Raw genomic sequence first — 13617 nt, forward strand, 5'->3', positions numbered from 1 at the left:
GTTTTTCAGGGAATCTCAATATCCCCTGAGACAGCCTCTCCATCGGCTGTCAGCGTATATATAAGATCGCTGTTTTCAAGTTTCCCGACATCGCCGTTCAATATTTCAACAACGAACCTGGCCGTTCCCTCATCAAGGGCTTCAAGCCTCGGTGTCCCGAGTAGATGAGCGTGCGCATGATCGAGGAAGAGGACTGGTTCCAGCGTCGAGGCGGGTACCTTCCCTTCCAGGACAAGCGCGCCGCCCGTTTTCTCGACAGAAGCGATTCCAAACGTCCCATCGGCAGGGGCGGGAAGGGAGGCGAATGCACGCCGGACCGCGAGCGCGTCGCTGACATTGTCGGCGTCAGCGCCGGGGTCGAAGGTGAAAGAGGCCTGGAAGGGAATGCAGATCGTTTCGCAGATGCCGAGAAAGACGTCCGCATCGATCAGTGTCGCAGCGTTCGCCTGGTCGAGAGTGAAGATGACCGGCAGGGAAACGGACTGCCTGTAGCCAGCCCATTGGGTTTCGCCGTCATGAATGCGTTCCGGGGCCGGGTACTGCACTTCGACGGCGCGGATCTGGGAACTGCGGGAGACATCGATCTGCGGGGGAATGCCGGCAGCGCCCGGGTTGCGCCAATAGGTCTTCCATCCGGATTTGAGACTGATTTCGAGAGCCCCGCGGAGACGACCGTCCTCATCGGGAAGCCCGACGGTAATGAGACGAACCGATCCGCCCTCGCTTTCCTGCCATTGGCTGGACGCGCCATGTGCCTGCGGGGCCATCAGGAGCATTGCAAGGGTCAGGGATGCGGCTCGAATCATGGTGGGAGAGTGCAGCGGAGACGCCGGGCCGGCAAGGAACACTTCTGTCTGGCAGCATCATAAATGCGTGACCGGTGGCCTGCGGCAAGGCGATATCCGCCTTTCACGCCATGGGAAAACGGGTTAGGCTGAAAGCATGGAAACCCAGAATGCAGCAGGGACCAAGGGTACAAGAAGGAAATGACGGAACTTCCATATCTGGAAAACCATTTCCTGATCGCCATGCCCGGCATGCGCGATGAACGGTTTGCGCGCGCGGTGATCTATCTGTGCGCCCATAGCGAAGGAGGGGGCGATGGGCTGATCATCAACCAGCCGCAGCAGCTCGCCTTTCCCGATATCCTCGTGCAGCTCGGCATTCTTGAACAGTCGGAAGCCATCCGGCTGCCGCAGGAAGCGCGCAACATGCCCGTGCGCAATGGCGGTCCCGTGGACCGAAGCCGGGGCTTCGTGCTGCATACGGACGACTATGTTGTGGAATCGTCCATGCCGGTTTCCGACAGTATCTGTCTGACGGCTACGGTCGACATGCTCAGAGCCATATCGCTCGGCCAGGGGCCGCGCCATGCCCTGATGGCGCTTGGTTATGCCGGTTGGGGTGCCGGGCAGCTTGAAATGGAGATCGGCGAAAACGGCTGGCTGACCTGTCCGGCAACGCCGCAGCTACTGTTCGAGGGCAATATCGAACAGAAGTATGATGGCGTCCTCGCATCGATTGGCATTGATGCGGCAAATCTCAGCCAGATTGCCGGCCACGCCTGAGAGGCGACGCCTCTTCCCGGCGAACGCCTGTCCCTTTAAGACTTGGCTGCGGTTGTGTGCTCGAAGAGCAGCTTGCCGGTGGTTTCAGCATCTTCCGGTTCGCCGAAAACAAAGCTCTGGGCGTAGTCGCAGCCCATCTCGGCAAGTTGCTGCGCATCCTGGTGATCGACCACGCCTTCCGCCACAACGGACAGTTCGAGCTCCTTGGCCATCTTGACCATGGAACGCACCATGACGATGCCACGTGCGCTGTGATCTTCCAGAAAACGCCGGTCGATCTTGATGGTGTCGAAAGGGAAGCTCGACAGATAGGACAGCGAAGAATACCCCGTACCGAAATCGTCCAGCGACAGGCCGATGCCGATCATCCTCAGCTTCTCGAGTACATGGGCGGACTGCTCGGGATTGTCCATAACCACGGATTCGGTCAGCTCGAGCCGGAAGCTCTCCGGTGAAACGCCCGAACGAGCGATGACAGACCGTACGTCGCCCACGAGATCGCGGCGGATAAGCTGCCGGCTGGAAAGATTGACCGACATGACGAGCGGCAAATCCGGAAACTGCTTCTGCCAGCGATAAAGATCTTCGGCCGCCTGCTGCATGGCAAAAAGGCCAAGCTGAACGATCAGGCCGGAGCTCTCGGCAATCGGTATGAAGTCCGATGGCGGGATGGCACCGCGGCGCGGATGATCCCAGCGCAGAAGAGCCTCGAAACCGGCAATGGTCTGGTCTTCCAGGCGAATGATCGGCTGATAGACAAGCTTAAGCTCGGAACGCTCGATCGCGCGGCGCAGATCCGCCTCCATGCGCAGGCGGTTGTTGTCGTTCGAGCGGAAGGCAGGGCGGAAGGGCTCGATCCGGTCGCCACCGAAACGCTTGGCCTGATACATGGCGAGTTCGGCGTCCTTGAGCATCTCCTCCGCCGATTCCTGTGTCGTCGTCCAGGAAATGAGGCCGATAGAGGAGGTGAGGACAATCTCGCGGCGGGCGAAGGTGACCGGGGTGCGGATCGCCTGCTTGACCGCATCTGCCACGGCCGCGATGCGCGCGGGCTCCTGTTCGGACAGAAGGATCATGGCGAACTGATCGCCGGACAGGCGGCAGAGCGAATCGCGCGGCTTCAGGAGCCTGTGCAGCCGGCGGGCAATGGTGAGCAGGATCGTGTCGCCCACCGAGATGCCGAGCTCCTCATTGACCTGCTTGAAACGGTCGATGTCGATCACGAAGACGGTCGGTCGTACCTGCTGCTCCATGCGGGCTATGGAAATGATCGCATCTAGCCGGTTGAGGAACAGTTCCCGGCTTGGAAGCCCGGTAAGATTGTCATGAACCGCGTCGTGCAGGAGGCGCTCTTCAGCCTTTTTCTGCTCGGTGACGTCAACCATGGTACCGACACAGCGGATGACCTGGCCATCGGAACCGATGACGGGGCGCGCGCGCAGATCGAACCAGTGATAGTGACCGTCCGCACCGCGCAGGCGGAAGCACTGGGAGATGCGCCCGCGACGCTGTTCGAGCACCACATCCAGCGTCGTGCGGAATGTGTCGCGGTCCTCGGTGTGGAGGGTGGAAAGCCAGTCGCGGGCCGGACCATGCAGACTGCCCGAGGGTAGGCCGAGCTGGCGACTGACATCGGGCCGCGTGATGATGCGGTCGCGCGAAACGTCCCAGTCCCAGACCACGTCTCCCGAGCCTGAGATCGCCAGAGCCTGACGCTCCATATCGCTGAACAGGCCCTGGAAGAGAGCGCCGCCGGCAAAGGCGTGCTGCATGACCGTGAAGCCGATCAGGAGAATGATCAGGATAAGGCCACCGCCAATCGCCGGCTGGACGATGTCGTTGTCGAGAACCCCGGTGATCGCCATCCACGAGCCGACCATCCAGGCGATGATCATGACCCAGCTGGGAACCAGCATAATGGCACGGTCATAGCCCTGGAGACTGAGATAGATGATGATGCCAAGGCCGACCACGGCTGTGGCGGCGAAGGAGATGCGGGCGATGCCGGCCGCCACGGCGGGGTCGATGATGGCGAAACCGGCAATGATGCCGAGACCCAGGATCCAGGCGAGCACGCCATAGCTGAAATGGTCGTGCCAGCGGTTGAGATTGAGATAGGCAAAAAGGAAGACCACAAGCGTGGCGGCCAGACCGACCTCGGTACCGGCGCGCCATATCTGCTCATTGCCAGGCGTGATCTCGATCACTTTGCTCAGGAACCCGAAATCAATGGAGATATAGGCAAGAACCGCCCAGGCCAGCGCCGCCGTGGCCGGAAACATTGAAGTTCCCTTGACCACGAACAGGATGGTCAAAAACAGGGCCAGCAGGCCGGCAATGCCGATGACGATGCCGCGGAAGAGCGTGTAGGCGTTCACCGTGTCCTTGTAGGCGCCGGGATCCCACAGATAGACCTGCGGCAGGTTTGGCGAGGAAAGCTCTGCGACGAAGGTAACGACAGAGCCGGGATTGAGCGTGACGTGGAACTCATCCGCATCCGGGCTTTCCTGCCTGTCGAGCGTGAAACCGGAACTCGGTGTAATGGCGGCAATGCGCTGCGAGCCAAGGTCGGGCCAGACAAGGCCTGAACCGACCAGACGGAAATGCGGCGCGACGATGAGCCGGTCAAGCTGCTGATCCGTCGTGTTGGCGAGAGCGAACACCGCCCAGTCTCCCGTGGAGCGTTCATCCTGCGCTTCTACCTCGATGCGCCGGACGATGCCGTCGACGTCGGGTGCTGTCGACACCTGAAACGCGTCTCCCTGCGCGCGGTAGATTTCCACCGCTCCTGACAGGTCGAGCGCCACATCATCACGGGCGATCTTGATCGGTTCGATCGCTTCTGCCGTGCCGACGGCTGAAACAAGGCTGATGAATGCCGCGGCCAGGGCCACCAGAAAAGCGGGGAAGAAGGAACGCGACAAGGAAATCAGCCTCGTGTTTCTAGTGCAGGCACGTGACGCTCCTCAGCGACCAGCGCATAGAGATAGTGATCACGCCAAGTGCCGTTGATCCTGAGATAGGACCTGAGCAGGCCTTCGCGCTGAAATCCGGCTTTTTCAAGTAAACCGACAGAACGTTTGTTGTCTGGAATACAGGCGGCTTCCAGACGGTGCAACCGCAAGCCGTCGAAAGCATAGGGAATGAGCAGCCGCAGAGCCGAAAGCATCATGCCGCGACCGGCATATCGTTCGCCCATCCAGTAGCCTATGCTGGCGGTCTGCGCGACGCCGCGCCTGATGTTGGAGAGTGTGATTCCACCCGCCAGCGCTTCCGTCGGCGCATCGAAGACGAAGAAACTGATGCCGGTGCCGTTTTCATATTCGGTGCGATAGCGCTTGAGCCGGTGCCGGAAAGCGCTTCTGGACAATTCGTCGGGTGCCCAGCTTGGCTCCCAGGGCACGAGAAAGCCGCGGCTTTCGTCGCGCAGGGCTGCCCATTCCGCATGATCGCCCATGACCGGTGTTCTGAGGAACACGGTTTCGCCCTTGAGCGCCGGAGGCGGGCGGCGGAAGAAGGGCACGTCCAGCATATGTCTGCGACGGTCCTACACGGCGAGCTTGCGAGGCATGGACCCCTGATCGGCGAGCGCATCCTGAATGGATTCGAAGGGTGCAAGGCTGCCGACGGGGCCGATCGCCGCAACGGTCGGCTTGGAGGTGAAGAGACGCTGCGAGAGATCGGTCAGGCGATCAACGGTCAGGTTGGACAGGCGATCCATCAATTCGTCCACGTCGATCGGCCGGCCGTAGAGCAGAAGCTGGCGCGCGATCTGCGAGGCGCGGCTTGCCGGGTTTTCACGCGCCATCATGAGGCCGGCGCGATATTGCGCACGTGCCCGGTCGAGCTCGTCCTGACCGATGGCCTGTCCCGCTTTCTGCAACTCGCCGAGGAGCAGGGGCACAAGCTCTTCGATGTCGCTTTTGCCGGTCGCAGCGTGGATGCCGAAAATGCCGGTGTCCGAGAACCCCCAGTGGAAGGCGTAAACCGAGTAGCAGAGGCCGTGCTTCTCACGTATTTCCTGGAAAAGCCTCGAGGACATGCCGCCGCCGAGAATGGTGGAGAGCACCTGCGAGGCATAGAAGTCGCGCACATGGTAGGCACGGCCCTCAAAGCCCAGAATGATCTGCGCATCCATGAGATCGCGGTGCTCGCGGAAGTCACCACCACATAGTGTGCATAGGGCGGTGTGGTGCCTTCGGCCTTGCTGCGGAAACTGCCGAGGCGGCTTTCCACCTCGCGCACGAAATCTTCGTGCTTCAGCCCGCCGGCGGCGACAATGACCATGCGGTCTGCCGAGTACTGGCGTTCGAGAAAGCCCCGAAGCTGATCCGGGGTAAAGGACTGGACCGTCTCGGGGGTTCCGAGCACCGAACGGCCAAGCGCCTGGTGGCGGAACGCCGTCTCGGTGAAACGGTCGAAGACGATGTCGTCTGGAATGTCGTGCGCGGCGCCGATTTCCTGGAGAATCACATGCTGCTCGCGTTCCAGCTCGTGCGGGTCGAACTTGGAATCGGTCAGAATGTCGGAAAGGAGTTCTACCGCCAGCGGCATGTCTGCGCTGAGAACGCGTGCATAGAATGCGGTTGTCTCGACGCTGGTCGCAGCGTTGATCTCACCGCCGACATCCTCGATATCGGTCGCAATCTGACGGGCACTGCGTTTGGTCGTTCCCTTGAACGCCATGTGCTCCAGAAGATGCGCAATACCGTGCTCATTCTCATACTCATTGCGCGATCCGGATTTAACCCAGATGCCCAGCGCAACGGTTTCCAGATGAGGCAGGGTTTCGGTTGCGACCGTCAGGCCGTTCGACAGACGGCTTACCTCAACACCCATATGCTTCTTACTCCTTGAACAAACTCAACGCGCCGCTCTGGCGTGGCGGCTTATGTGATCCTGCAGCATTCTTAAATCTGAGGGAAGGACTGTAAAGGACTCTTTGCGTTTCATCAGGTCGCCGAGCCATTCGGGCAGGGCCGGCTCGATGCCACTGGCATCCCTGACGGCAGCCGGGAACTTGGCCGGATGGGCGGTCGACAGAACCACCATGGGCGACGCCGATGCCGGCATTGCACGCGCAACTTTCACGCCCGTGGCTGTGTGCGGGTCGAGCAGATAGCCGCTCTCGCGCCGGACCGCGCCGATCGTTTGCGCCGTTTCCGCCATCTCCGAGCGACCGGCAGAAAAGCCTTTCTGGATGACTTCCAGCGTCTCTGGCTCGACCGTGAAGCTGCCCGACTGCTTCAGCATCTGCATGTAGCGGCGGATTTCATCCGCATTCCTGCCGGAAGCAAAATAGAGCAGGCGTTCGAAATTGGAGGAAACCTGAATGTCCATCGAGGGCGATGTGGTCGCCACCACTTCACGCGTGGCGTATTCACCGCTGGCGAGCGTTCGGGCGAGAATGTCGTTGTCGTTGGTGGCGATCACGAGACGATCGATGGGCAGGCCCATTTCCTTTGCCGCATAGCCCGCGAAAATATCGCCGAAATTGCCGGTGGGTACGGTGAACGAGATCGTGCGGTCGGGACCGCCGAGTGAGACGGCGGCGGTGAAGTAGTAGACGATCTGGGCCATAACGCGGGCCCAGTTGATCGAATTCACACCGGAAAGAGCAACGTTGTCACGAAAGCCGTGATCGTTGAACATGTCCTTGAGCAGGCCCTGGCAGTCGTCGAAATTGCCCTTGACGGCAAGAGCATGCACGTTGGCGGCGCCGGATGTGGTCATCTGGCGCTGCTGTACCGGAGAGACACGCCCCTCGGGGAAGAGGATGAAGACATCCGCCCGCTCGGTCCCGGCAAAGGCCTCTATGGCAGCCCCTCCGGTGTCGCCCGATGTCGCGCCGACGATGGTGACACGCTCGCCGCGCTCGGCAAGAACGTGATCCATCAGCCGCGCCAGAAGCTGCATGGCGACGTCCTTGAAGGCGAGGGTGGGGCCGTGAAAAAGCTCCAGGATGAACTCGTTCGGGCCGGTTTGAACAAGAGGGCACACAGCCGGGTGACGGAACGTGGCATAGCTCTCGTCAATGATGCGGCGCAGGGTCGTCGCGTCTATTTCATCGCCCACGAAGGGAGCGAGCACGCGAAAGGCGATCTCGCCATAGCTCTGGCCGCGCATGGCGCGGAGGTCGTCAGCGGAAAACTGCGGCCACGCGCGGGGAACGTAAAGACCGCCATCGCGGGCAAGCCCTGCCAGCATCGCATCGGAAAACCCAAGCGCCGGCGCATCGCCACGCGTGCTGATATAATCTGTCGCCATTCGTCGTATTGCCTCATGAACTGCGAGGGAGGACAGCCGGCGCCCGCAAGAGCCCGTCGCATTCCGGCCGCGCGTCTGGTATAGAGCATGATCTGGACGGGTGGGAACCTGTTTTCCACTCAAACCGCACGGAAATTGAATGTCGATGACGGGTTTTCTGGAATTTGCCGGAAAAATCTGTCATCTCTCCGTTGCTTTTTGCCCGGTCGTTGCCGGTGCCTGAAGAATGCGCATATCCACGGGGCATGTCACTTGGTCAATTATCGTCTTTTCATCAGTTCTCTCCTGCTTTCCGCCACTGCCATCGTTTCGGGCTGCCAGTCCGACGATGCGACGGGTGGACTGGACATGCAGGGCGGCAATCTTCAACAGCAGGGTACCCAGACAGCCGGACAGGCTGAGGATGTGGTGCGCGAAAGCGAATTGCGCGCTTTCTGCCCGCCGGTCTCCCTGCGAGAAGGCACGGCCTATTTCACCACCTATGAAAAGGGCGGGCAGGATCAGCCCGGCAGCGTGATCTATCAGGCCTCGATCACCGATGTGACGCGCAAGTGTACCTACGGCACGGGCTCGTTCGGCATGACGGTGGCCGTGGCCGGTCGCGTCGTCCCGGGTCCGAAAGGCAATACCGGCACGATCACAATGCCGATCCGCATCGTCGCCGTTCGTGGCGGCGAGGTTGTTTATTCAAAGCTGTTCCAGCATCAGGTCGCGATCAGCGACACCGCCGGCGCAACCCAGTTCATCTTCAACGATCCGAATGTGATGATCACGGGGACGCCCGATCGCAGCATTCAGTTGATGGTCGGGTTTGACGAGGGGCCGAACGGCGGTCGCTAACCTTGCGGCCGGTTTTTGGGGGCAGGATGAAGGCGGGGGCGAGTCCCCCGTTTTTTGTGGAATATCAGGGGGGTTGGAGTGCGGGCTGAATCAATCTGTCAGGGTTTCCCTCAGGCATTCTCGCTCCATTCCGACAGGGCTTCGATGACACCGGCAAGGTCCTGGAAACGGTGAATGACCGTCTCCGCGCCCGCTTCCATCAGAAGGTCGGCATGGCCGGGCTGGATGTGCGCTCCACCGGTGAAGCCGATGACGCGCATGCCGGCGGCTCTCGCGCCGGCGATCCCGTGCACTGAATCTTCAATGACGAAGCAGCGCCCGGGTGCGGCTCCCATCTTTTCGGCGGCATAAAGGAAAACGTCCGGCGCAGGCTTGGGCTGGCGCGAGGGCGTTTCCAGAGAGGAATAGATGTGGTCCTTGAAGAAGGGCAGGAGCCGCGTACGGGACAGCATCGCCTCCACCCGCTCGTAGCTGGAATTCGAACAGACGCATTTCGGCATGGTGACGGCAGCGACTGCTTCGTGAACGCCCTCCAGAGGCTTCACCTCCTTGCGTACTTTCTTGTCGACTTCGCTTTCAGCCTGATCGATCAGCGTGGCCTGCAGCGGCGCGTCGGCATTTTCCTCGATGGACAAAAGAATGTCCTTGAAGGTGAGGCCGGCATAGCGGCTGGCCAGTTCTTCAGGCGTGATCTCGAAGCCTGCTTGCGTCAGCACCCGTGCTTCGACACGCGACGCGATGATTTCCGAATCGACGAGAACGCCATCGCAATCGAAGATGACGAGTTCGGGAGCTGGCATGGCAAGACCTGTTCTGAATTGAAGCCTGATGGTGGCGCGTTGGGGGCATAGACGTTATGCCGCCCCGAGACAACTCCATGTAGCCGTGGCTGAACGCGCTATTCGACGACGACCTCTGTGCGCTCGCCAGCGGTCACGCTGGCTTTCCGGCGCTGTTCCGCCCTGTCGCCTTCGTAGCGCACAAGCACTTCATAGTCTCCCGGCGGCAAAGTCTCCTGCGCCTTGACGTCATAGGTGCCGCCCAGATTCTTCTGGTTGCCCTGGATGTCTTTCTTGCCCTCAAGAAACTCGATCCTGTAGGCGCCGGGAGCGGAGACGGCGAGGACGCCGGCATTGATATTGACCGTCGCCTCAGTGCGTTCGCCCGCCCTGACGCTGATCGGCGTCATGGCCTCGGCCTTTCCGAGGCGCGCATAAAGCATGTAATCGCCGGGTGGAACATCCATTCCCTGCTTGCCTGGACCGTACTGGCCGCCAAGCGTCTTGCGGTTGCCGCTAATGTCGGCCCTGGCGTCCTGGACCTCGAAGCGGATGGCGTTGCCTTCAACCTCCGGCCCGCCCTCTGCATAGACGGCAGACGGGACGACCAGTCCGGAGCCGATGACCAGGTCGAGTTTGAGGGTCTCGCCGGCGGCGAGTTCGTGGCTTTCTTCGACGGTGGCCTTGCCGATCCGTCCGGTGACCCTGATGGAACCGGCCTTCGCCCAGACGCGTGTCTGGCCATATCCGCCATCCTTCGTGCCGTCGAAATGCACGTCGACGCGCGCGCCCGTGTCGGCCTCGGTGTCTTCGGGGGTGCGTTTCGGCGTGATTTCGACGAGCCCGGCATTAAGCACGGCAATGACGTCCGTTGTCGCGTCCTCGGTCAGATCCACATCGGTCTCGAATGTGATGCGGCCAAGCCGCGCTTTCGCACGATAGGAACCGGCGGGTACGCTGGCAGCGAACACGCCGCGATAGCCGCCATCGGCGCTGCGGCTCTCAGGTTCGCCATTTGCGCCCAAAGGGATGAAGTCCCAGCGCACTTCCGAACTGTCGGCCATGTCCGGGCCATCCTGCGAAAGGCGTGCGATGCCACGCACATTGAACTCGACACTGGCCGCTTGCGGCTTTGGCTCCGGTTCGGGCGCCTTTGCGACCGTGGTTTCGAGCGCTTCCGCAAGCTGGCCTGCGTCGTCAGCCTTGAGATAGAGCCCACCAGTGTTTTCCGCGAGACAGGCAACTTCCTGTCCTTCTTCCTCGGACAGGCCGAAACCGACCACATGCGCGGTAAAATCGACGCCCGAGGCCTCAAGCTCGCGGCCGAGCGTGCAGGGGTCCGCATTGCAGGTCTCCAGCCCATCGGTGACAAGGATGACGGTCGCAGCATTTTCTTCAATGCGCAGTTCCTCGGCGGCCTTCCGAACCGCATCGGTGAGCGGCGTCTTGCCCTTCGGATTGAGGCGGTCGGCGAAATCGGCGACCGCCGCTGCCGTGCCTGTTGCCGGCGGAATGGCGATCTCGATGTCGGAACAGGAACCCTTCTCCCGGTGCCCGTAGGCCACGAGGCCAAGCTCGGTGTCGTCGGGCAGCGTTTCCATAACTTTGCGCAGCGTGTCGCGGGCGATCTCGATCTTCGTCGTGCCGTCGATCTGCCCCCACATGGAGCCGGAGCCATCCAGGACGATGATCGTTTTGCCTGCGGCCATCGCGGGGAAGGCAAACAACAGGGCTGCCAGGACGCTCAACAGGCGGGTGCGGATCATGCCGGGTCTCCGTGGGTGAAACTTGACGCAAGGGAAGATTGCACAGCTTCGCATGGGCCGCAAATCGGCATGGGCCCTTACGGAATATTTACCATCTTCCGTAACCATAACGGCAGGTAAACAGTCCGAGTTAGAGGTCAGTCCATGTCCGCTGTGCGTCGTATCGATGAGCTTGCACCCGAACCGAAAAAGGCCGAATGGCTCGATACGATCATCAAGGGGGACTGTGTCGCCGCACTTGACCGTCTGCCGGAAAAATCGGTCGATGTGATCTTTGCCGATCCACCCTACAATCTGCAGCTTGGTGGAGACCTGCACCGCCCCGATCAATCGCGCGTCGATGCGGTTGACGATGCCTGGGACCAGTTCGACAGTTTTGCTGCCTATGATGCCTTCACCCGCGCATGGATGCTGGCAGCGCGCCGTGTTCTGAAGCCGAACGGCACGATCTGGGTGATCGGCTCCTATCACAACATTTTCCGGGTCGGCACAGTGATGCAGGACCTGGGCTACTGGCTGCTCAACGACATCGTCTGGCGCAAGACGAATCCGATGCCGAATTTCCGCGGCCGCAGGTTCCAGAACGCGCATGAGACGATGATCTGGGCCTCGCGCGACAAGTCGTCCAAGGGCTATACCTTCAACTATGAAGCGCTCAAGGCCTCCAATGACGATGTGCAGATGCGCTCCGACTGGCTCTTCCCCATCTGCACGGGCAAGGAGCGCCTGAAGAACGAGGATGGCGGCAAGCTGCATCCCACGCAGAAGCCGGAAGCGCTGCTTGCACGGGTGATGATGGCATCGACCAAGCCCGGCGATGTGGTGCTCGATCCATTCTTCGGCTCAGGCACGACCGGGGCGGTTGCCAAGCGGCTTGGCCGCCACTTTGTCGGCATCGATCGGCAGGATGAGTATATCGAAGCGGCGAGCGCCCGTATCGCCGGCATCGAACCGCTGGACGAGATGGATCTTGCCCAGATGCAGGCCAAGCGTTCCGCGCCACGCGTGGCCTTCGGCAGCCTGCTGGAGGCAGGCCTCATGCAGCCGGGCACGCAATTGCACGATTCCAAGCGTCGCTGGACCGCCAATGTGCGTGCCGACGGCACGATTGCCATCGGCGACGAGGCAGGCTCGATCCACCGAATCGGCGCACGCGTTCAGGGGCTCGAAGCCTGCAATGGCTGGACCTTCTGGCATTTCGAGGAAAAGGGCAGCCTGAAGCCGATCGACGATCTGCGCCAGATCATGCGCGACAACATGCAGGGCGTTGCCGCCTGAGCATCAGACGCGTAGGCTCAGGTGGAGAAGCCCGGAGCCGCAAAAGCCAAAGACGATCAGCAAGATAGAGCGCTTCGATGAATCTCTGTATGATTCTGCGGAGCGCTTTTTTCAGACTGCGAAGCCATAGCCGGCCAGATCGCTTCGCAGCTTCTCTGCGCCGCTGAAATGCACGGCCTGCCAGCCGGCATCTCTTGCACCTTCCACATTCTTCTCGCTGTCGTCGATGAATAGCGTGGCGGCCGGCTCGAGGCCGAAGCTTTCGACATGGATGTCGTAGATTGCACGGTCAGGCTTGAGGAGCCTCACTTCGCCCGAGACGGTCACGCCGCGTGGCCGGTTGAGAAAGGTATAGCGCTCGCGGGCCTCGGCGAATGTGTCTGCCGCAAAATTGGTAAGCATGGTCACGTCATGGCCGGCGTCGATGAGCGTTTCGAGCATGGCGACCGAATCGTCGTAGGCGTGAGGCACCATTTCGTGCCAGTGCCGGCGGAAGCACGAATGTTCTCTTCCTCCTGCGGATGCTCGGCGATAAGAAGCGCCTCGGCGTCCTCCCACCTGCGCCCGCGATCCTGTTCGATGTTCCAGTCGCCGGTGCAGACATTTTCCAGAAACCAGCGGCGCTGGGCATCATCGGGGATGAGGCGGCGATAGGGAATTTCAGGATCGTAGTGGATCAGGACCCTGCCGATATCAAAAACGATGTGTCGAATGTCGCTCATGCGGTTCTATCCTTTGCGGGGCTTCCTGGTGGCTCCGGGTATCGCAGCCTCGATAGCCTTTTTCATGACAGTGGGCAGGGCTTCGCCGGGCAGTGTGTCGGGGGACGACCACCAGCCACCGCCGGGCGGTTGATCGCCGGGTGGTTGATCGCCGGGTAGTTGATCATTGTGAAGATCGGCCCGAAAAACGGAAAGCTCCAGCGCGAAATGCGTGAAGACGTGGCGGATCGACCCGGTTTCACGCCAGTCGGCGGGGAAGGGGGCGGCAGAGATATCAGTGGCGCCATCCTGCCGCGCCGTCCAGTGGCTGCCCGGGACCTCTGTCATGCCACCCAGAAGGCCGGTGGGCGGGCGCTGCCTTAAAAGCACCGCGCCATCGGCACGCACGGCGACGAAG

At 61.2% G+C, this 13617-nt stretch carries 10 protein-coding genes and 2 pseudogenes; 3 read left to right on the plus strand and 9 right to left on the minus strand.

Annotated elements, in window-relative coordinates; genetic code table 11:
* Positions 1-5: 5 nt before the first annotated feature.
* On the minus strand, positions 6-767 hold the full coding sequence (locus JCM21793_RS03760; protein WP_244439650.1) for a protein-disulfide reductase DsbD domain-containing protein: 762 nt from the start codon (positions 765-767) through the stop codon (positions 6-8).
* A gap of 219 nt (positions 768-986) precedes the next feature.
* Here JCM21793_RS03760 and JCM21793_RS03765 point away from each other — a divergent pair, with 219 nt between their 5' ends.
* Positions 987-1568, plus strand: a complete 582-nt coding sequence (locus tag JCM21793_RS03765) for a YqgE/AlgH family protein (protein WP_025029503.1) — start codon at positions 987-989, stop codon at positions 1566-1568.
* Between the two features lie 35 nt (positions 1569-1603).
* On the opposite strand, the gene JCM21793_RS03770 is transcribed toward JCM21793_RS03765, so the two are convergent.
* The 4 genes and pseudogenes from JCM21793_RS03770 to thrC form a co-directional block, all read right to left on the minus strand.
* Entirely contained in the window at positions 1604-4492 is a 2889-nt protein-coding gene (locus tag JCM21793_RS03770) for an EAL domain-containing protein (protein WP_025029504.1), read from the minus strand.
* Positions 4493-4497: 5 nt separating this feature from the next.
* On the minus strand, positions 4498-5100 hold the full coding sequence (locus JCM21793_RS03775) for a GNAT family N-acetyltransferase (RefSeq protein ID WP_007008009.1): 603 nt from the start codon (positions 5098-5100) through the stop codon (positions 4498-4500).
* A 15-nt stretch (positions 5101-5115) separates the two neighbouring features.
* Positions 5116-6407, minus strand: a pseudogene (locus JCM21793_RS23980) (M16 family metallopeptidase).
* Between the two features lie 24 nt (positions 6408-6431).
* Positions 6432-7835, minus strand: a complete 1404-nt coding sequence (thrC, locus tag JCM21793_RS03785) for a threonine synthase (RefSeq protein ID WP_025029505.1) — start codon at positions 7833-7835, stop codon at positions 6432-6434.
* Positions 7836-8087: 252 nt separating this feature from the next.
* On the opposite strand from thrC, the gene JCM21793_RS03795 reads away from it, so the two are divergent.
* Entirely contained in the window at positions 8088-8675 is a 588-nt protein-coding gene (locus tag JCM21793_RS03795; protein WP_025029506.1) for a hypothetical protein, read from the plus strand.
* 110 nt (positions 8676-8785) lie between these two features.
* Here JCM21793_RS03795 and JCM21793_RS03800 read toward each other — a convergent pair whose 3' ends face one another.
* Positions 8786-9475 (minus strand): HAD family hydrolase, encoded by a 690-nt coding sequence (locus tag JCM21793_RS03800; RefSeq protein ID WP_007008005.1) that lies wholly within the window; start codon positions 9473-9475, stop codon positions 8786-8788.
* 98 nt (positions 9476-9573) lie between these two features.
* Positions 9574-11220 carry a vWA domain-containing protein gene (locus JCM21793_RS03805; RefSeq protein ID WP_025029507.1) on the minus strand — a complete coding sequence of 549 codons (1647 nt, stop codon included), beginning with the start codon at positions 11218-11220 and terminating at the stop codon, positions 9574-9576.
* A gap of 144 nt (positions 11221-11364) precedes the next feature.
* On the opposite strand from JCM21793_RS03805, the gene JCM21793_RS03810 reads away from it, so the two are divergent.
* Positions 11365-12498 carry a site-specific DNA-methyltransferase gene (locus JCM21793_RS03810; protein WP_007008003.1) on the plus strand — a complete coding sequence of 378 codons (1134 nt, stop codon included), beginning with the start codon at positions 11365-11367 and terminating at the stop codon, positions 12496-12498.
* A gap of 111 nt (positions 12499-12609) precedes the next feature.
* On the opposite strand, the pseudogene JCM21793_RS23985 reads toward JCM21793_RS03810, so the two are convergent.
* A pseudogene (locus tag JCM21793_RS23985) lies at positions 12610-13220 on the minus strand (HAD family hydrolase).
* Between the two features lie 6 nt (positions 13221-13226).
* The coding region (locus tag JCM21793_RS23990; RefSeq protein WP_036539512.1) for an NUDIX domain-containing protein at positions 13227-13617 on the minus strand (391 nt) is incomplete at its 5' end.

Origin of the sequence: Nitratireductor aquibiodomus NL21 = JCM 21793, from assembly GCF_000615975.1 — a bacterium.
In the GTDB taxonomy this organism is placed as follows: Bacteria; Pseudomonadota; Alphaproteobacteria; order Rhizobiales; family Rhizobiaceae; genus Nitratireductor; species Nitratireductor aquibiodomus.